The organism is Roseovarius sp. (assembly GCF_965228755.1).
Lineage (GTDB): Bacteria > Pseudomonadota > Alphaproteobacteria > Rhodobacterales > Rhodobacteraceae > Roseovarius.
Window position 1 is genome coordinate 113,790 of sequence record NZ_CBDDIG010000009.1, and the last position, 18,204, is coordinate 131,993.

Sequence of the window (18,204 nt, forward strand, 5' to 3'; positions counted from 1 at the left end):
TCCATTGAACGTTGACGCCCGCACGCCCCGCCCCGTAGGCTTGGGGCCATGCGATGGCTTTTGCTGATACTGGCTCTTTCGCTCGCGCCCTTCAAGGCAGCGGCGGAGGACGGGCCGGTCCGCCTCCATGCCCCGGCAGCCCTCGTCGACACCGGCCTCTTCGACTACATCCTGCCCCGCTTCACCCTCAAACACCGGGTCCGCGTGGCCCTCGTCGACACGCCCGCCGACGCGCATATCATCCTCGGCCCGGACGGCCGCCCGCTCTTCACCGGCCCCGCGCAGACCTGGGCCATGGACATCCGCGACGCCGACCACCCCGGCACCGCCACCCTCGCCGACTGGCTGACGGACGAGATCGGCCGCAACACCATCCTCGCCTACGCCCCCGAGGGCGACGCCCTCTTCTCCGAGGCCGAAACCATCGAACCCGAAACCGCGACCGCCGATCTCTCCGGCGACCCGGCCCTCGGCCTGCGCATCTCGAAAGCCAAATGCACCCGCTGCCACGCCGTCGACGACAGCACCCGCATGGCCGGCATCGGCTCCACCCCGTCCTTCGCCGTGTTGCGCAGCCTGCCCGACTGGGAACAGCGCTTCGCCGCCTTCTACGTCCTCAACCCGCACCCCAGCTTCACCCAGATCGCCGAGGTCACGCCGCCCTTCGACGACCAGACCCCAAGCCCCATCGTGCCCATGGAAATGACCCTCGACGAGGTCGACGCCGTGCTCGCCTACGTGGCCGCGATGGACGCGGCCGACCTCGGCGCCCCCCTGCAACATCAGTGATCCCGCCGCTTCGACAGGTAATCCTCCGTCGTGCGCACCTTGGGCCGCTCGCCCACCGCAAACGGGTTGTCCTCGCTATGAAACTGCGCGTTCACCCGGCAATCGTCGCACATCTGGATCATCCGCAGCTTGTCACCGCCGAACATCGAATGCCCCTCCAGCTTCGCCGTGATCCGCTCCACCGTGCTTTTGACGCCGAACAGCGCCCCGCACTCGATACAGGCAAACGGCTCCTCTTCCTTCAGCACCCGTTGCCCCAGCGCCGCATCCGTCAGGTCCAGCCGCGGCTCGTATGAAATCGCATCCTCCGGACAGACATTCGCACAGAGCCCGCATTGCAGGCACGCATCCTCCTGGAACCGCAGCTCCGGCCGGTCCGGATTGTCCCCCAGCGCCCCCGAGGGGCAGAGCGACACGCAGGACAGGCACAAGGTGCAACTGCCATCATCCACCACCACGGCCCCGTAAGGCGCCCCCTCCGGCAGCGCCAGAACCTCCGTGCCCGGATGCAGCGCCTTCGCCGCCTGCCGCGTGATCTGCCGCCGCGTCCCCATGGGCCGCACCGGCGTCGCCACCGTGCGCGGCTTCTCCTCGCCGTACAGCTCATCCGCCATCACATCCGGATCCGGCGTGTCGATCACTGCAACGGCCTCCCCGCCAATCGCCTGTGCCAGTTCCACCTGCGCCCCGATCGCGTCCATATCCGCGCCCGCGCCAACCAACAGCCGAACCGACGCAAACCCGGCCGCCAGGGCCGCCACCATCTCCGCATGGCCGAACGCCCCCACCTTCGGCAGTTCCATCGGCACAACATCCGCCGGCAACCCGCGCCCGTGCCGCGCACACAACCGGATCATCTCCGCCCCATGCGCATCATGCACCAGCAGCCGCGGCGCCTCGCCCCCCGCCTCCAGATAGGTCTTTGCCAGCACCTGCACCCGCCGCATCACCATGTCCACCGGCGGCGCGTCATAGGAAATCGCCCCCGACGGACAGACCGCCGAACACGCCCCGCACCCGGCGCACACCATCGGGTCCACCGTCACATGCTCGCCCGCGGGCAAAATCGCCCCCGTCGGGCACAAATCAAGACACCGCGTGCACCCCGTCTGCTCGGCCCGCGAATGGGCACATAGCAGCGGCTCCATCTTCACATGCAGCACCTTCTCGAACGTGCCCACCATGTGCGAGGCCGCCATCACCGCCGCCGAAACCGATGGCCCATGCCCCGGATCGGCCCTGAGATACCCCTCCCGCTTCTCATGCGCCGGGAACAAGGGCACCTCCCCCCGCAGATCCAGCAGGATATCACACTCCGACCGCCCGCCGTCCTTCGGCGCGCTCAGGCCAAAGCTCCCGCGCCCGCCCGGCTCCACCATCCGCAGCGCGTCGATCACCACCTCGAACTGCCCCAGTGCCCCCCTGGCCTGCCGCAGCCGCCCGGTCACCACGTCATAACCCCGCGTATCCGGCACCTCGGCGCCCTCGGGCAGCAACACCGTCACCCCCAGGTGCTCCTGCAACTGCTCCGCCGCCGGCAACGCCACCTCCGGCGCCCCGACGATCAGGCACAAGCCTTCCGAAATCACGTCCATCGTCTTCTCGCCCGCCGCCGGCAATTGCGCCTCGGCGATCAGGGCGGACATTTTGGGCACATTCGACGCGGGGTCATCGCTCCATCCGGCCCGGTCGCGCAGGTCCAGAACCGGGGGCGCCTCCACCCCCACCTCCTCGGCCAGCGCCTCGAAAACCCGCGCCTCCTGCGTGCAGCAGAAAATCGTCTCACCCTGCGCCATCGCCTCCGCCGCGCGGTCGAGCTGCCGGGTGCAAAGCGCCGAACAGGGGGTCTTCACCTCCAGCCCCGTCACCCGCGAAAGCGCCTCGGAATCGATGCGCTGACTCCCCTCGCAATCACATGTTATCAATGACTTGGCCATGGTGTCCTCCCTGCGTTCACCGGCGCTTGCAGACGCCCTCCAAGCGTGCCCGCACCGGTTAGCTACACATGATTCGACCACGCTCACAACCGGTTTCGGACCGCGCGATTCGCCACACCCCGCCCGCCCGGCGAGGTGATTCGCACCCCGTCACGCTCCGAACCGCCCGATCCCGATTCCCGACCAAAACGGTCAATTTGGACAAAAAGACGAGTTGGCCACCCCCGCCCCCCGCAACCCGGTCAAAATGACTTGATCGGGCAGTTTGCAGGCCACCCGGCGCAAAAACCCTTTCGCGTCAAAGCCCCGCTCGGCCATCCTGAAGACCAGGGAGGATAACGTGATCTACAATCCGAACGCCTATCGATCGATGCCGGTGGGGGTGGTCATGCGCCGTGCCCCCGGTGTGACCCGGTGGGCCAAATGGCACTGGACGGCCGTCGCCGTCCTTCCGGGCGCCGGCCCCGCCGACTGGCGCGAGCTGCGGCGCGAGGGCGAAGCCGTGGAATACCACGCCGCCACGCCCCTCCTCGAACTCCACGGCGCCGAGACCGAGGCCTATCTCCACGGCATCAGCGCCGAGATCCCCAGCGTCTACGTCGTCATGCGTGAAACCGGCACGCCCGGCCCCGTCCCCTACGAGGTGCTGCTGATCACCGCCTCCCCCTACCAGGCCCAGGATTACACCGACAGCGGCGAGGAGCTGGTCGGCAAGATCCCCATGCCCCACGGCCTTGTCGCCTGGGTCCGCGACTTCGTCGAGGAACACCACCAGGACGAGGTCTTCGTCAAACGCAAGCGCGACCGCAAGCGCATCGACGAGGTGCAGGACGGCATCGGCGACCCGCGCATCGGCAAGCCGGGCGACGTCTACGCCTCCCCCGCCCTCAAGCGGAGGCGCGTGCAATGACCGCATCCACCGGATTCTGGACCCGCCGCAAGGCCGCCGTCGCCGCCGAGGAACAGGCCGAGATCGCCGCCCGCGACGCGGCCGAGCGGCAGGCGCAGGAACAGGCCCTGGCCGAGCGTCCCGATGCCGAGCTTCTGGCCGAAGCCGGCATGCCCGAGCCCGAAACCCTCACCACCGCCGAGGAGGTGCAGGAGTTCCTGAAAACCGCCCTGCCCCAGCGCCTCAAGGCCCGCGCGCTCCGCCGCCTCTGGCGGCTGAACCCGGTGCTGGGCAATCTCGACGGGCTGGTCGATTACGGCGAGGATTACACCGACGCCACCCGTGTCATTGAGAACATGCAAACCGTCTACCAGGTCGGCAAGGGCATGTTCGACAAGTTCGCCGAGCCCGACCCGGAACCGGAGCCCGAGGAAGAGCCCCTGCTCGCCGAGGCCGAGGAAGAGACCGAAGAAGAGGTCGCCCCCGAAGACCCGGTCGAGCCCTACAGCTACACCTTCACCGACACCGACGACACCGAACCGGCCCCCGCCGCCAACACGCGGCGGATGCGCTTCCGGTTCGAGACCGAGGAAACCGCATGACCGCAAACCCCGCCACACCCCCCATTGCCGAGGAAGACCGCCTCCGCGCCGACCTCTACAACTACCTCGGCGTCCTCCTCTCCGGCCCGCCCGACGAGATGCTGCTGTCGCAGACCGCCGGCCTCTCCGGCGATGACGGCCCGCTGGGCCAGGCCATCACCACGCTGGCGCGCATGGCCAAGGTCACCAAGCCGAAAACCGTGGAAAGCGAGTTCAACAAGCTCTTCATCGGCCTCGGCCGGGGCGAGCTTCTGCCCTACGCCTCCTACTACCTCACCGGCTTCCTGAACGAGAAACCCCTCGCCCTCCTCCGGCAGGACATGTCGCGCCTCGGCCTCGCCCGCGCCGACACCGTGTTCGAGCCCGAGGACAACATCGCCAGCCTGATGGAGATGATGGGCGCCATGATCGTCGGCCGCTTCGGCACGCCGGCCCCGCTCGCCACCCAGCGCGACTTCTTCAACCGCCAGATCGCCCCCTGGGCCGGCCATTTCTTCGCCGACCTCGAGGCGGCGAAGAACTCCGTCTTCTACGCCCCCGTCGGCACCGTCGGCCGCCTCTTCATGGAGATCGAGACCGAAGGCTTCCGGATGAGCGGCACCTGACATTCACCGCCCGGGCCGGGCCCGGGCATCCAACGGGCGGCACCATCCGCCCCCAACCCAGAGAGAGGAGGCTCTCATGAAGAAGGAAGACGGCGCCACGCGCCGCGATTTCCTCAAGCTGGCCGGCACCACGGCGCCCATCGCGGCGGTCGCTGTTGCCTCCGGCACATCGGACGCGGAAGCGGCCGAGCCCGACCTGTCATCCGACAAGATGCAGGACACCGCGCATACCCGCGCCTACTTCGCCTCGGCGAAGTTCTGAAACCGACCGCCGGCCCGCATCCCGCGGACCTGCTTAACCGACCGAAGGCGACTGGTTGCGTGACGCCCGACTGTCCAAGGTCACCGTAAGTGCCAAGCAAGCCGGGGCGGGGATGCCCGGGCGAGCAAGGGAGAGAGAAACATGCTTAGGAAAAAGACCAACGGGGTTGCGCGACGCCCCCAGCGGACTTCGATCCTGTCCGAGGTGGCGCAAACCTCGGTTGACCGCCGCGCCTTCCTGCGCGGCTCGGGTCTGGCCATCGGCGGCCTCGCTGCCGTCGCCGCAACCGGCGGAACGGTCCAGAAGGCCAACGCCGCCTCCACCGCGGCCGGCGCCGTCGATCTCAAGAAATCCGTCTGCACCCACTGTTCCGTGGGCTGCACCGTCATCGCCGAAGTGCAGGATGGCGTCTGGACCGGCCAGGAACCCGGCTGGGACAGCCCGTTCAACCTCGGCGCCCACTGCGCCAAGGGCGCCTCGGTGCGTGAACACGCCCATGGCGAACGCCGCCTCAAGTACCCGATGAAGAAAGAGGGCGGCGAGTGGAAGCGCATCTCGTGGGAACAGGCGATCGACGAGATCGGCGACGGCATGATGTCGATCCGCGAGGAAAGCGGCCCCGACAGCGTCTACTGGCTCGGCTCGGCCAAGCACAGCAACGAACAGGCCTATCTCTTCCGCAAGTTCGCGGGCTACTGGGGCACCAACAACGTCGACCACCAGGCCCGGATCTGCCACTCCACCACCGTGGCGGGGGTTGCGAATACATGGGGCTACGGCGCCATGACCAACTCCTACAACGACATCCACAATTCCAAGGCCATCTTCATCATCGGCGGCAACCCGGCCGAGGCGCACCCCGTCTCGCTGCTCCATGTCCTGCGGGCCAAGGAACAGAACAACGCGCCGCTCATCGTCTGCGACCCGCGCTTCACGCGCACCGCGGCCCATGCCGATGAATATGTCCGCTTCCGGCCCGGCACCGACGTGGCGCTGATCTGGGGCATTCTGTGGCACATCTTCGACAACGGCTGGGAGGACAAGGAGTTCATCCGCACCCGTGTCTGGGGCATGGACCAGATCCGCGAGGAAGTCGCGAACTGGACCCCGGAAGAGGTCGAGCGCGTCACCGGCACCCCCGGCGAACAGCTCAAGCGCGTCGCCCGGACCATGGCCAACAACCGTCCCGGCACCGTGATCTGGTGCATGGGCGGCACCCAGCACACCAACGGCAACAACAACACCCGGGCCTATTGCATCCTTCAGCTCGCGCTGGGGAACATGGGCGTGTCGGGCGGCGGCACCAACATCTTCCGCGGCCACGACAACGTGCAGGGCGCAACCGACCTCGGCGTGCTCTCGCACACCCTGCCGGGCTATTACGGCCTGTCCAAGGGCGCGTGGGAGCACTGGTCCCGCGTCTGGGGCGAGGATTTCGAGTGGCTCAGCGGCCAGTTCGCCTCGATGAAAGGGTCCGACGGCAAGGACAAGAACCTGATGAACGAGACGGGCATCCCCGTGTCGCGCTGGATCGACGGTATTCTTGAAGACGCCGAGAACATGGACCAGCCCAACAACGTGCGGGCCATGGTGCTCTGGGGCCATGCGCCCAACTCCCAGACCCGCATGGTCGAGATGAAGAAGGCGATGGAAATGCTGGACATGCTGGTCGTGATCGACCCGTATCCCACCGTCTCCGCCGTTCTGCATGACCGCACCGACGGGGTCTACCTCCTGCCGGCGGCCACCCAGTTCGAGACCTATGGTTCGGTCACCGCATCGAACCGCTCGCTCCAGTGGCGCGAGAAGGTGGTCGACCCGCTCTTCGAGTCGAAACCGGATCAGGAGATCATTGGCCTCTTCGCCAAGAAGTTCGGCTTCCACGACCGCATCTTCCGCAACATCTCGATCGAGGATGACGGCGTGACGCCCAATGTCGAGGACACGCTCCGCGAGATCAACCGCGGCATGTGGACGATCGGCTATACCGGCCAAAGCCCGGAACGGCTGAAAAAGCACATGGAGAACCAGCACACCTTCGACAAGACCACGCTTCAGGCGATCGGCGGTCCGGCCGACGGCGACTTCTACGGCCTGCCATGGCCGTCATGGGGCACGCCCGAGATGAACCATCCCGGCACGCCGAACCTCTACGACATGTCGAAACCGGTGGCCGAGGGCGGCCTCACCTTCCGCGCCCGCTTCGGCGTGGAACACGAGGGCGACAACCTGCTGGCCGAGGGGGTCTTCACGCCCGGCTCGGAAATCCAGGACGGCTACCCCGAGTTCACCATGCAGATGCTCGTCGACCTCGGATGGGACGGTGACCTCACGGACGAGGAACGCCGCACCATGGCCGGTGTCGTCGGGCTCGACCTTGACGGCTCGGTCGGCGAAAGCGACGACGGCGACACCGACGCGGCGCAGGGCCTGACCTCCGGCGAAGGCACGCAAGGCGCGGACGAGGAGGTCGGAGAACAGGCGATGTCGCCCTTCCCCTCCGACTTCAACGAGAAGACCGCCTCGATCAACTGGAAGACCGACCTCTCGGGCGGCATCCAGCGGGTGGCCATCGAGCACGGCTGCGCGCCCTTCGGCAACGCCAAGGCCCGCACCGTGGTCTGGACCTTCCCCGACCCGGTGCCGGTCCACCGCGAGCCGCTCTACACCAACCGCCGGGACCTGGTGGAGGATTATCCGACCTACGAGGATCGCAAGTTCTATCGTCTGCCGACGATGTACGCCTCGATCCAGAAACAGGACTTTTCCAAGGATTATCCCATCATCCTGACCTCCGGCCGGCTGGTCGAGTACGAGGGCGGGGGCGACGAGACGCGCTCCAACCCCTGGCTCGCCGAGCTGCAACAGGACATGTTCGTCGAAATCCACCCGCGCGACGCCAACAATATCGGCGTGCGGGACGGCGCACAGGTCTGGGTCGAAGGGCCCGAGGGCGGCAAGGTCCGGGTCATGGCGATGGTCACCGAACGGGTGGGCGAAGGCGTGGCCTTCATGCCCTTCCACTTCGGCGGCCACTTCCAGGGCGAAGACCTGCGGTCCAAGTATCCCGACGGCGCCGATCCGTATGTCCTCGGGGAATCCACCAACACTGCCCAGACCTACGGGTATGACAGTGTCACCCAGATGCAGGAGACGAAGGCGACTCTCTGCAAGATCATGCCAGCGTAAGGAGGAAAGAGAATGGCTAGAGCGAAGTTTCTCTGCGACGCCGAGCGCTGCATCGAATGCAACGCCTGCGTCACGGCCTGCAAGAACGAGCACGAGGTGCCGTGGGGGATCAACCGCCGCAGGGTGGTGACGATCCAGGACGGCAAACCGGGTGAACGCTCGATCTCGGTGGCCTGCATGCACTGCTCGGACGCGCCCTGCATGGCCGTCTGCCCGGTGGATTGCTTCTACCAGAACGAGGAAGGCGTGGTGCTCCACTCCAAGGACCTCTGTATCGGCTGCGGCTATTGCTTCTACGCGTGCCCCTTCGGCGCGCCGCAATACCCGCAGGCGGGCAATTTCGGGTCCCGCGGCAAGATGGACAAATGCACCTTCTGCGCCGGCGGCCCCGAGGAGAACAATTCCAACGCGGAATTCTCCAAGTACGGCCGCAACCGGATCGCCGAGGGCAAACTGCCCATCTGCGCCGAAATGTGCTCGACCAAGGCGCTGCTTGCCGGTGACGGCGATGTCGTCTCGGCAATCTACCGCGAGCGTGTCGTCGCCCGCGGCTTCGGCACCGGCGCCTGGGGCTGGGGCACCGCCTACGACCAGAAGGGCGGCTGACCGAACACCCCGCCCGGCCCGCTTCACCGCGGGCCGGGCGGACCTTCCGACCACACCCGACGTCACGGACGCACGACCCATCCGCCCTCTCGCGGATCGGTGATGCGCCCCACCGGGGCACAACAGACACCGAAACGTTCCTCACGAGTTTGGAGAGACGGATGCGCTACCTTGTCCATGTCCTGCTGATCCTGATGCTGGCCCTGCCACTGGCGCCCGCCGCCACGGCGCAAGAGGCCGAAACCGCACAGCCCGACCGCTCCGCCACCGGCGGCGCGACCACGCTGGAAGACATCCTCGCCCGCCAGCGCGGCGAAAAGGTCGATGACAGCTACCGCTCCGGCAACACCGGCGACCCCGACAGCGCCGCCGCCATGGCCGAACAGCTCGGCACCCTCGGCGGCGCCTCCGACCCCGACCTCTGGCGCGCCCTGCGCTACAACGAGACCGACGTGAAGGTCTCGGCCGGCGGCGACGTCGCCAAGGTGCTGGTCCAGGACGGCGGCATGCGCTGGTGGACCTTCCGCGAGGGCCCGCTCGCCAAGTACGGCGGCTGGCTCCTCCTCGGCACGCTGGCCTTCCTCGCCGTCTTCTTCCTCCTCCGCGGCCGGATCCGCATCGACGCCGGCCGGACCGGCCACACCGTCACCCGCTTCGCCGCGTTCGAGCGCTTCTCCCACTGGCTGCTCGCCGGCTCCTTCATCCTGCTGGGGCTGACCGGCCTCTTCACCCTCTTCGGGCGCAAGTTCATCGCCCCCTACCTCGGCAAGGAATTCAACGCCTCGCTGCTGACCTATTCCAAGTTCATCCACAACAACGTGGCCTGGGCCTTCATGCTGGGCCTCGTCCTCGTCTTCGTCCTCTGGGTCTGGCACAACCTGCCCAGCCGGACCGACCTCACCTGGTTCCGGCAGGCCGGCGGCATCATCGGCAAATCCCACCCGCCCGCGAAGAAATTCAACGCTGGCCAGAAAATCATCTTCTGGTCCGTCATCATCCTCGGCAGTTCCATCGCCGTCTCCGGCCTCTCGCTGCTCTTCCCGTTCGAGCTGCAGCTCTTCGCCAAAACCTTCGGCATCATGAACGACCTCGGCCTGCCCGGCCTCTTCGGCTACGATCCCCTGCCCACGGCGCTGGCCCCGCAGGAGGAGATGCAGCTGGCGCAAGCCTGGCACGCCATCGTCTCCTTCGTGCTGATGGCCATCATCCTCGCCCATATCTACATCGGCTCCCTCGGGATGGAGGGCGCGTTCGATGCCATGGGCTCCGGCGAGGTTGACGAGAACTGGGCCGAACAGCACCACTCGATCTGGTACGAGGAGCTGAAAGAGAAGAACGAGACCACCTCGAAACAAGCTGCGGCCCCGGCCGAGTGATGCGCCTTCTCGCCGTCGCGGCCCTGCTGGCGACGCTCTCGCCGGCCGAGGCGCAGGACTTCACCACGCTCAAGGGCCATGGCGGCCCTGTCATGGGGCTCGCCACGGCCCCCGACGGCCGCGTCGCCACCGCCAGCTTCGACAATTCCGTGGGCCTCTGGACGGGGCGCAGCCCGGAATGGCTCGAAGGCCACGACGCCGCGGTCAACGCCGTCACCTTCGGCGCAGGCACGCTCGTCTCCGGCGCCGACGACTTCACCGTCCGCCTTTGGTCCGATACCCCCCGCATCCTCGGCACCCACAAGGGCAAGGTCACCGGCCTCGACATCGCCGAGGGCACCGTCGCCTCCGCCTCGTGGGACGGCACCATCGGCCTCTGGCCCCTCGACGGTGGCGACGCCCGCACCCTCACCGCCCCCGCCGGCGTCAACGCCGTGGCCTTCGACAGCCCCTCCAGCCTCTACGCCGGCACAACTGACGGCCTGCTCCTGCGTTACGACCTCGAAACCGACGCGCCGCCCATACAGGTCGCCCGCCACGGCTTCGGCGTGAACGAGGTCATCGCCACCCCCGACTGGGTCGCCTACGGCGCCGTTGATGGCGGCACTCGAATCCTTGACGCCGAAGGATCGGAGATCGCCGATTTCACCCTCGAACGCCGCCCGATCCTGTCGATGGCCTACCACGCCGAAACCCACCAGCTCGCCGTCGGCGACGGCCACGGCTACATCATGATCCTCGACACCGCCCAATGGAGCATCGCCCGCGATTTCCGCGCCACCCGCGAAGGCCCGGTCTGGGCGCTGGCCTTCTCCCCCGACGGCACCACCATCTGGGCCGGCGGGCTCGACGACGTGGCCTATGGCTGGCCCGTGGCCCTGCTCGACGAGTTCGACCCGGGCATCACCGGCGAACGCAGCTTCCTGCGCGACGCCGACACCATGCCCAACGGCGAACGCCAGTTCATGCGCAAATGCTCGATCTGCCACGCCGTCACCCCCGGCCCCTCGCGCAAGGCCGGCCCGACGCTGCACAACGTCTTCGGCCGCCCCGCCGGCACCGTGCCGGGCTATCCCTATTCCGAAACCCTGTCGGAATCTGATATCATCTGGAACGAGACCACCATCGACGCGCTGTTCGATGAAGGCCCCGATCACTATATTCCCGGCTCGAAGATGCCGATGCAGGTGATCGCCGGCCCCTCGGACCGCGCCGACCTGATCGCGTGGCTCAAGACCGCCAGCAAGGAGGGCGAGAAATGAAAGCGATGTTGATTGGCTTCGCGGCGATTGCCGTGATCGGCGTGGGCGCATATTTCGCCCTCGAGGAAATCGACTACACCACCTGGCAACGCACCTCGGGCGACAGTGTCCGCCTTGACTGAGGCACGCCACCGCATAACCCCCGAGGATTACGGCAGCGACCTCGCCGGCGCCTCGATCCTGGTGATCGACGACGAGCCGGGCATGCGCAACTTCCTCCTGAAAACGCTGGAACCCCGCGTCAAGCGGATCGAGATGGCCGCCTCCGCCGACGAGGCCTCCGCCAAGCTCGACGAGCATCATTTCGACCTCGTGATCCTCGACAACGTCATGCCCAACAAGACGGGGCTGGAATGGGTGCTCGAACAGCGCCGCCTCGGCTTTCTCGCCGACACCATCCTGATCACCGCCTATGCCGATCTCGAAACCGCCATCGCCGCCCTCCGCGCGGGCGTCAGCGATTTCGTCCTCAAACCCTTCCGCGCCAACCAGATCGTCAGCGCCGTCGCCCGCACCCTCGACCGCAAGTACCTGCGCCGCGACAACACCCTCCTCCGGCACGAATTGAACAGCGATCCGCAATCCGGCCGCCTCCTCGGCACCTCCGACGTCATGTCCGAGGTGCGCGCCATGCTCAAGAAACTCGCCCCCCTGCCCACGCCCGTCCTCTTCACAGGCGCCAGCGGCACGGGCAAGGAACTGGCCGCCCGCCACCTCCACCAGCTGTCCGACCGCGCGGCCCGCCCCTTCGTCACCATCAACTGCGCCGCCATCGCCCCCGACCACATCGCCGAGGAGCTCTTCGGCATCAACGGCCCGGGCGACGAGATGAAGCCGGGGCTGTTCCTGCTGGCCGATGGCGGCACGCTCTTCCTCGACGAGATCGCCCAGATGCCGGAACAGGCCCAGGCCGCCCTCCTCCGCGCCCTCGACGATCAGCGCGTCCGCCCCATCGGGGCCGAGCGGGAATTCCCGCTCAACCTCCGCCTGCTCTTCGCCACCAACGCCAATCTCGAGGAAGCCGTCGAACAGGGCCGCTTCCGCGCCGACCTCTACCACCGGATGAACGTGGTCCGCATCCACATGCCGCCCTTGAAGGACCGCTCAGAGGACATCACCGAACTCGCCGCCCTCTTCATCGAGCAATTCTCCACCACCCTCGGCCTGCCCGCGCTGGAACTCTCGGCCGAAACGCTCCTGAAAATGCGCCGCTACGACTGGCCCGGCAACGTGCGCGAACTGAAGAACCTGATCGAACGCTCCGTCATCCTCGGCGAATTCCCCCCCGAATTCGACGGCGACAGCCGCGTCACCGGCGCCCGCGCGATGGAAAACCTCGACGACATCGTCCAACGCCACATCCTGCGCATCCTCGACCTCTGCGGCGGCAACCGCGCCGAGGCCGCGCGTCGGCTGGGCGTGTCGCGCAAGACGATCGACCGGAAGGTGGCTGTCTGGGAAGGGTGAGGCGCCGCGCATCGCAGGGCCGCGGTGCGGCGATCCAACGCCGGCGATGAGCACTTTATGCCCGCCAAGCACATCCGCCCTAACGACGTTGCGCCTGCCTCACCAAATCGCCGTGCCGGGGGGCGGCCCGGCGATGCGCGGCGGCGCGCCCTTGGCGCGCCTTGATTCCGCGCGGGGTGAATTTCAAAGCCGTAGCGGCGCACCACGGCCCGCCGATGCGCGGCTCCTCCCCCGTTGCGCCCCACACAACATCTCGCCTGTTGCGCCCGGTACGCCGCATCAACCATTGCCGATACCGCCCCCGACACCGACGCGATACCGACAAAATACCGACGTGATACCGACGTCCAAACCCCAGCAAAACAATGCCGTTAACCTTCGAATCAGGCGTTCCACCGCACCGTGCCCAGCCCGGTCAGGTCATAGCCCCCCATATGCTCGGCCCGCGCCGCCATCGCCTCCGACTGGCAAAACGTCATCAGCCGCTGCAACGGCGTATCGAACCACGCCCGCCGATGCACCAGCAGGTCGAACCTTTCCTCGATCAGCGGCACGAAGGGCAGACCGAAATCCTTCGCCAGCGTCTCCAGCCCCAGCGTCGCCTCCGCATCGCCCCTGGCCACCGCCTGCACCGCCTCGGTCTCGGTCCGCGCCACCTCCGCCAGGTCCATATCCTCCGACCGCAACCCCACCTTCGCCGCCAACTGCGCAAACAGCACGTCACTCCCCGAATCCGGCTGCCGCGGCACCACCCGGCGCCCCTTCAGGTCGGCCATCTCCGCCACGCCCGACACCTCGCGGCCAAGCACCAACCCCCTGGCCCGCTTGGCAAATCTCACCAGCACGGCATTCCGCCCGCCGCAACTCCGCGCCACCGTCGGGATGTTCCACTCCCGGCCCTCTTCATCCAGCAGATGCAGCCCCGCTGCCACCCCTTCCCGTGCCAAAAACCGTGTCAGCCCATCGCTCGACCCGTCGAAATAACTCGCCAGCCCGCACCGAGACTCCCGCACCGCCCAGTCCAGCAACGGATCATGACTGCCCAAAAGCACGGCGGGGCGCGGCGGTTTCGCCAGCCCCCCGTCCGAATGATCGTCAAGCCATGCGCGGATCCCGCGCTCGGGAAACAACAGCTTCCCCGTCGCCCGCGTACACGGCACCTCGCCCGAGGCCGCAAGGTCGTACACCTTGCGCTCCTTGATCCGCAACAACGCGGCCAGCTCGGGCACAGTCAGGAATTCCGGGTCGCTCATCTCGCCGCCTCAGCTTGCCCGAGGCCCACCAAACAAGCGCCCCGGCCCCCGTTAGCTACCCTGTTCCGGCGCGTTGGGGAAGAACAGTTGCTGCCCGTCCACCTCGTAGGCGCCGATCGCCTCCTGCCCTTCGGCCGACACCAGCCAGTCCGCAAAGGTCTGCGCCGCCTCGACATTTACCGACGGGCAGGCCTCCGGATTGATCGGAATGACGCCGTACTGGTTGAACAGGTCGTCATCCCCTTCCACGACGATCCCGTATTCCTGCTTGTTGGCAAAGCTGATCCACGTCGCCCGGTCGGTCATCACGTAAGCGCCCATCCCGATCCCGGCATTGAGCGTCGCACCCATGCCCGAGCCGGTCTCGCGGTACCATTCGCCCGACCCATCGCCCGGCGACACGCCCGCAGCCTCCCACAGCGCCTTCTCCTTCTTGTGCGTCCCGGAATCATCCCCGCGCGAGGCAAACAGCGCCTCGCTCTCCGCGATCTTGGTCAGCGCCGCCTCCACGTCATTCATCCCCGCAACCCCCGCCGGATCCTCCGCCGGGCCCACGATGACAAAGTCGTTATACATCAGGTCCGTCCGCGCGGTCCCGCCGCCATCCGCCACGAATTTCTCCTCCGCCGGCTTGGCATGAACAAGCAGCACGTCCCCATCGCAATTCGCCGCGTTCTTGATCGCCTGCCCCGTGCCCACGGCCACCACGTTGACCGTGATCCCGGTCTTGTCGGTGAAGATCGGCAACAGGTAATCGTACAGCCCCGAATTGGCGGTGGACGTGGTCGACTGCACGATGATCGCCTCGTCGGCGACAGCGGAAACAGGGGCCAGCGCCACGAGGGCGGCAGCCATCAGCGTTCTGATTTTCATGGAAACTCCTCTGGTCGATGTTAAACGACAATCCTGCCGTTCAGGTAATCCCGTGCCTCACTGGTCCCAGGCTCCGGGAAAAACTGCTCTGCCGGCACATGCTCGAGGATGCGCCCGCGATGCAGGAACACCACCTCGTCGGCCATCCGCCGCGCCTGACCGGTGTCATGGGTCACGAGGATCACCTTCACCCCCCGCTCCCGCGCGCGCAGGATGATCCGCTCGATCGCCAGGACCGAGGCCGGGTCGAGGCTCGCGGTCGGCTCGTCCAGGAGCAGCACCTCCGGCTCCGTCGCCAGCGCCCGGCCCAGCATCAGCCGCTGCGCCTCGCCCCCCGACAACTGCCGGGCCGGCTGCCGCGCCTTGTCCAGAAGCCCCACATGCTCCAGCAACCCGTCCCGCAAGTCCCGGCTCCGCCCCCGCGCCTTCAGCACGAACTCGACATTCGCCGCCACCGACCGCCGCAGCAGCACCGGCTTCTGGAACACCAGCGCCTGCCGCGCGGTCGCAGCACTCGCCGCCCTGCCATTCCACGAAATCCGCCCCGCATCCGGCGCCTTCAACCCGTGGATCAGCTTCAGAAGCTGGCTCTTGCCCGCCCCGTTCGGCCCCATGATCACGGTGCACCCCGTCCCCTCGAGCCGCAGGTCCACACCATCCAGCACCGCCTTGCCATCAAGGCAAAGCCGAACCCCCTCAAGCTCCAGCGGCATCAGGTCCGTCTCCGTCCGCGGCACCACATCGGGAAAAACAAGGTCACGCATAAACATTCCGCCTTTCCGCAGACACCCGCAGCGACTGCACCAAGGCATTCACCCCCAGCGCGATCACCATCAGGATGATCCCCAAGGCCAGCGCCAGCGCCAGCTCCCCCTTCGAGGTCTCGAGCGCAATCGCCGTCGTCATCACCCGTGTCAGGTGGTCGATATTGCCGCCCACGATCATCACCGCGCCCACCTCGGCCACGGCCCGGCCAAAGCCTGCCAGCCCCACCGTCAGCAGCGCATAGCGCCCGTCCCACAACAGCGCCTGCACGCTCTGCCACCGGCCCAGGCACAGCGAGCGGAACTGCTCGGCATACTCGGCATTCAGGTCTTCGAGGATCTGCCGCGACAGCGCCGCGACGATGGGCGTGATCAGGATGGTCTGCGCAATGATCATCGCCGTCGGCGTGTAAAGCAGCCCAAGAAACCCCAGCGGCCCCGCCCGCGACAGGTTGAGATAGACCAGAAGCCCCACCACCACCGGCGGCAGCCCCATCAGCGCGTTGATCGCCACCAGCACCGCGCCCCGCCCCGGAAACCGCGTCACCGCCAGCAGCGCGCCCAGCGGAAGGCCCAGCAGGCAGGCCACCGCCGTCGCCGTCAGGCTGACGCGCAGCGACAACCCGACGATCTCCAGCAGATCGCCGGTCGGTGACAGCACAAGGCCGAACGCCAGCGCAAATGCCTCCCCGAAATCCTGCATAATTTCCGAAACCCTCCCTGTCTCGTCAGGTCGAGTTTAGCGCCGAAGGCGTGGTTCCGACAAGGGAAGCTTTGTATGGAAAGGGCCTTAACCGCCCGCCTCAGCTGGCCAATTTGACCACACCGTTCGGTGCCTAAGGAAATTCTGCAAGCATATGCAACGATACTCGGTCCAAGCACCACCCTCTTGGACTCTCCCGCCCGCCGCGCAATACTGCCGGCGAACCGCCCGATCCCCTGCAGGAGCCTGCCGAATGTCTCACGTCTTCCCGCGCCACACCCGCCTCAACCCCCCGGTCGCCGTGGGCGGCGAAGGCTGCTACCTGATCGACGCCGCCGGTAAACGATATCTTGACGCGTCGGGCGGCGCCGCCGTCTCCTGCCTCGGCCACAACGACGCAGAGGTCATCGCCGCCGTGAAGGCCCAGCTCGACCAGATCGCCTTCGCCCATACCGGCTTCTTCACGTCAGAGCCGGCCGAGCAACTGGCCGACCTGCTCATCGCCAACGCCCCCGGCGACCTCGACCGCGTCTACTATGTCTCCGGCGGGTCCGAGGCGACCGAGGCCGCAATCAAGCTCGCCCGGCAATACTGGGTCGAAAAGGGCGAGCCCCAGCGCAGCCGCCTGATCTCCCGCAAGCAAAGCTACCACGGCAACACCATCGGCGCCCTCTCCGCCGGCGGCAACGAATGGCGCCGGGCGCAATTCGGCCCCCTCCTCCTCGACGTCACCCATATCGACCCCTGCTACGAATACCGCCTCCGCCACGACGGCGAGAGCCTCGAGGCCTACGGCCAGCGCGCCGCACAGGCCCTCGAAGACGAACTCCTCCGCGTCGGCCCCGAGAACGTCATGGCCTTCATGGCCGAACCCGTCGTCGGCGCCACCGCCGGCACGCTCACCCCCGCCCCGGGCTATTTCAAGCGCATCCGCGAGATCTGCGATCAGTACGACATCCTCCTGATCCTCGACGAGGTGATGTGCGGCATGGGCCGCACCGGAACCCTCTTCGCCTGCGAACAGGATGGCGTCGCCCCCGACATCGCCTGCATCGCCAAGGGGCTTGGCGCCGGCTACCAGCCCATCGGCGCCATGCTCTGCAGCGCAAAAATCTACAAGACCATCGAAGACGGCACCGGCTTCTTCCAGCACGGCCACACCTATAACGGCCACCCCACCGCCTGCGCCGCCGGGCTCGCCGTGGTCTCCGCCATCCTCGACCGCGGCCTCCTGCCCCGCGTCCGGGCCCAGGGCGAGAAGCTCGCCCAGCGCCTCGCCGACCGCTTCGGCCAGCACCCCCATATCGGCGACCTGCGCGGCCGCGGCCTGTTCCACGGCATCGAGATCGTCGCCGACCGCGAAACCAAGGCGCCCTTCGACCCCTCCCGCGGCATCGCCGGCAGGATCAAGAAAGCCGCCTTCGCCGAGGGGCTGGTCTGCTACCCCATGTCGGGCACGATCGACGGCAAGCATGGCGACCACGTGATGCTGGCCCCGCCCTTCATCATCGAAGACGCCCAGCTTGACGAGCTGACCGACAAGCTCGCCACCGCCATCGAAACGGCCCTCCATTAACGTTTCGTTAACCCATTCTTAAACAGCGGGTTGACGGCGGGCCTTGCAAAA

Annotated in this window: 17 protein-coding genes; 12 read left to right on the forward strand and 5 right to left on the reverse strand. The window is 67.2% G+C overall.

All coding sequences use genetic code 11. The features are described from left to right. The first annotated feature begins 48 nt into the window (after positions 1-48). Positions 49-789, forward strand: coding sequence for a hypothetical protein (locus ACO07J_RS16915; RefSeq protein ID WP_422031089.1), 741 nt, complete (start codon positions 49-51; stop codon positions 787-789). Here the strand turns inward: ACO07J_RS16915 and ACO07J_RS16920 are convergent. Then, complete coding sequence (locus tag ACO07J_RS16920; protein ID WP_422031091.1) at positions 783-2,726, reverse strand: 4Fe-4S binding protein; 1,944 nt, start codon at positions 2,724-2,726, stop codon at positions 783-785. The genes ACO07J_RS16915 and ACO07J_RS16920 overlap by 7 nt on opposite strands. 370 nt (positions 2,727-3,096) lie before the next feature. Here ACO07J_RS16920 and ACO07J_RS16925 point away from each other — a divergent pair, with 370 nt between their 5' ends. From ACO07J_RS16925 to ACO07J_RS16970, 10 genes are all read left to right on the forward strand, one after another. Further along, the gene (locus tag ACO07J_RS16925; protein WP_422031412.1) at positions 3,097-3,636 is read left to right on the forward strand and encodes a DUF3305 domain-containing protein; all 540 of its coding nucleotides are present in this window, start codon (positions 3,097-3,099) and stop codon (positions 3,634-3,636) included. Next, positions 3,633-4,217 carry a DUF3306 domain-containing protein gene (locus ACO07J_RS16930; RefSeq protein ID WP_422031092.1) on the forward strand — a complete coding sequence of 195 codons (585 nt, stop codon included), beginning with the start codon at positions 3,633-3,635 and terminating at the stop codon, positions 4,215-4,217. Before ACO07J_RS16925 ends, ACO07J_RS16930 begins: the two co-directional genes overlap by 4 nt. Continuing rightward, complete coding sequence (locus ACO07J_RS16935) at positions 4,214-4,822, forward strand: TorD/DmsD family molecular chaperone (protein WP_422031094.1); 609 nt, start codon at positions 4,214-4,216, stop codon at positions 4,820-4,822. The genes ACO07J_RS16930 and ACO07J_RS16935 overlap by 4 nt, the downstream gene beginning before the upstream one ends. A gap of 76 nt (positions 4,823-4,898) precedes the next feature. Then, positions 4,899-5,084: a twin-arginine translocation signal domain-containing protein gene (locus ACO07J_RS16940; protein WP_300893219.1), complete on the forward strand. Its 186-nt coding sequence runs from the start codon at positions 4,899-4,901 to the stop codon at positions 5,082-5,084. A gap of 141 nt (positions 5,085-5,225) precedes the next feature. After that, the gene (locus tag ACO07J_RS16945) at positions 5,226-8,273 is read left to right on the forward strand and encodes a formate dehydrogenase subunit alpha (RefSeq protein WP_422031096.1); all 3,048 of its coding nucleotides are present in this window, start codon (positions 5,226-5,228) and stop codon (positions 8,271-8,273) included. Positions 8,274-8,285: 12 nt separating this feature from the next. Next, positions 8,286-8,879: a formate dehydrogenase FDH3 subunit beta gene (gene fdh3B, locus ACO07J_RS16950; RefSeq protein ID WP_422031098.1), complete on the forward strand. Its 594-nt coding sequence runs from the start codon at positions 8,286-8,288 to the stop codon at positions 8,877-8,879. 161 nt (positions 8,880-9,040) lie between these two features. Continuing rightward, the gene (locus tag ACO07J_RS16955) at positions 9,041-10,255 is read left to right on the forward strand and encodes a formate dehydrogenase subunit gamma (RefSeq protein ID WP_422031100.1); all 1,215 of its coding nucleotides are present in this window, start codon (positions 9,041-9,043) and stop codon (positions 10,253-10,255) included. Then, positions 10,255-11,517 (forward strand): c-type cytochrome, encoded by a 1,263-nt coding sequence (locus ACO07J_RS16960; RefSeq protein WP_422031102.1) that lies wholly within the window; start codon positions 10,255-10,257, stop codon positions 11,515-11,517. Before ACO07J_RS16955 ends, ACO07J_RS16960 begins: the two co-directional genes overlap by 1 nt. Continuing rightward, a complete protein-coding gene (locus ACO07J_RS16965; RefSeq protein ID WP_350125187.1) occupies positions 11,514-11,639 on the forward strand; it encodes a hypothetical protein in 126 nt (41 codons plus the stop codon). Before ACO07J_RS16960 ends, ACO07J_RS16965 begins: the two co-directional genes overlap by 4 nt. After that, entirely contained in the window at positions 11,632-12,984 is a 1,353-nt protein-coding gene (locus ACO07J_RS16970) for a sigma-54-dependent transcriptional regulator (protein WP_422031104.1), read from the forward strand. Before ACO07J_RS16965 ends, ACO07J_RS16970 begins: the two co-directional genes overlap by 8 nt. A gap of 383 nt (positions 12,985-13,367) precedes the next feature. On the opposite strand, the gene ACO07J_RS16975 is transcribed toward ACO07J_RS16970, so the two are convergent. Genes ACO07J_RS16975 through ACO07J_RS16990 form a run of 4 tightly spaced genes read right to left on the reverse strand, consistent with a single transcriptional unit; the run spans position 13,368 to position 16,577 of the window. After that, complete coding sequence (locus ACO07J_RS16975) at positions 13,368-14,237, reverse strand: substrate-binding domain-containing protein (protein WP_422031106.1); 870 nt, start codon at positions 14,235-14,237, stop codon at positions 13,368-13,370. A 51-nt stretch (positions 14,238-14,288) separates the two neighbouring features. Next, a complete protein-coding gene (locus ACO07J_RS16980; RefSeq protein WP_422031108.1) occupies positions 14,289-15,110 on the reverse strand; it encodes a substrate-binding domain-containing protein in 822 nt (273 codons plus the stop codon). A 20-nt stretch (positions 15,111-15,130) separates the two neighbouring features. Beyond that, the gene (locus tag ACO07J_RS16985) at positions 15,131-15,874 is read right to left on the reverse strand and encodes an ATP-binding cassette domain-containing protein (protein ID WP_422031414.1); all 744 of its coding nucleotides are present in this window, start codon (positions 15,872-15,874) and stop codon (positions 15,131-15,133) included. Further along, positions 15,867-16,577 carry an ABC transporter permease gene (locus tag ACO07J_RS16990; protein ID WP_422031110.1) on the reverse strand — a complete coding sequence of 237 codons (711 nt, stop codon included), beginning with the start codon at positions 16,575-16,577 and terminating at the stop codon, positions 15,867-15,869. Before ACO07J_RS16990 ends, ACO07J_RS16985 begins: the two co-directional genes overlap by 8 nt. 253 nt (positions 16,578-16,830) lie before the next feature. Between ACO07J_RS16990 and ACO07J_RS16995 the strand changes: the two genes are divergently transcribed. Beyond that, the gene (locus tag ACO07J_RS16995) at positions 16,831-18,153 is read left to right on the forward strand and encodes an aspartate aminotransferase family protein (RefSeq protein ID WP_422031112.1); all 1,323 of its coding nucleotides are present in this window, start codon (positions 16,831-16,833) and stop codon (positions 18,151-18,153) included. Positions 18,154-18,204 lie beyond the last annotated feature (51 nt).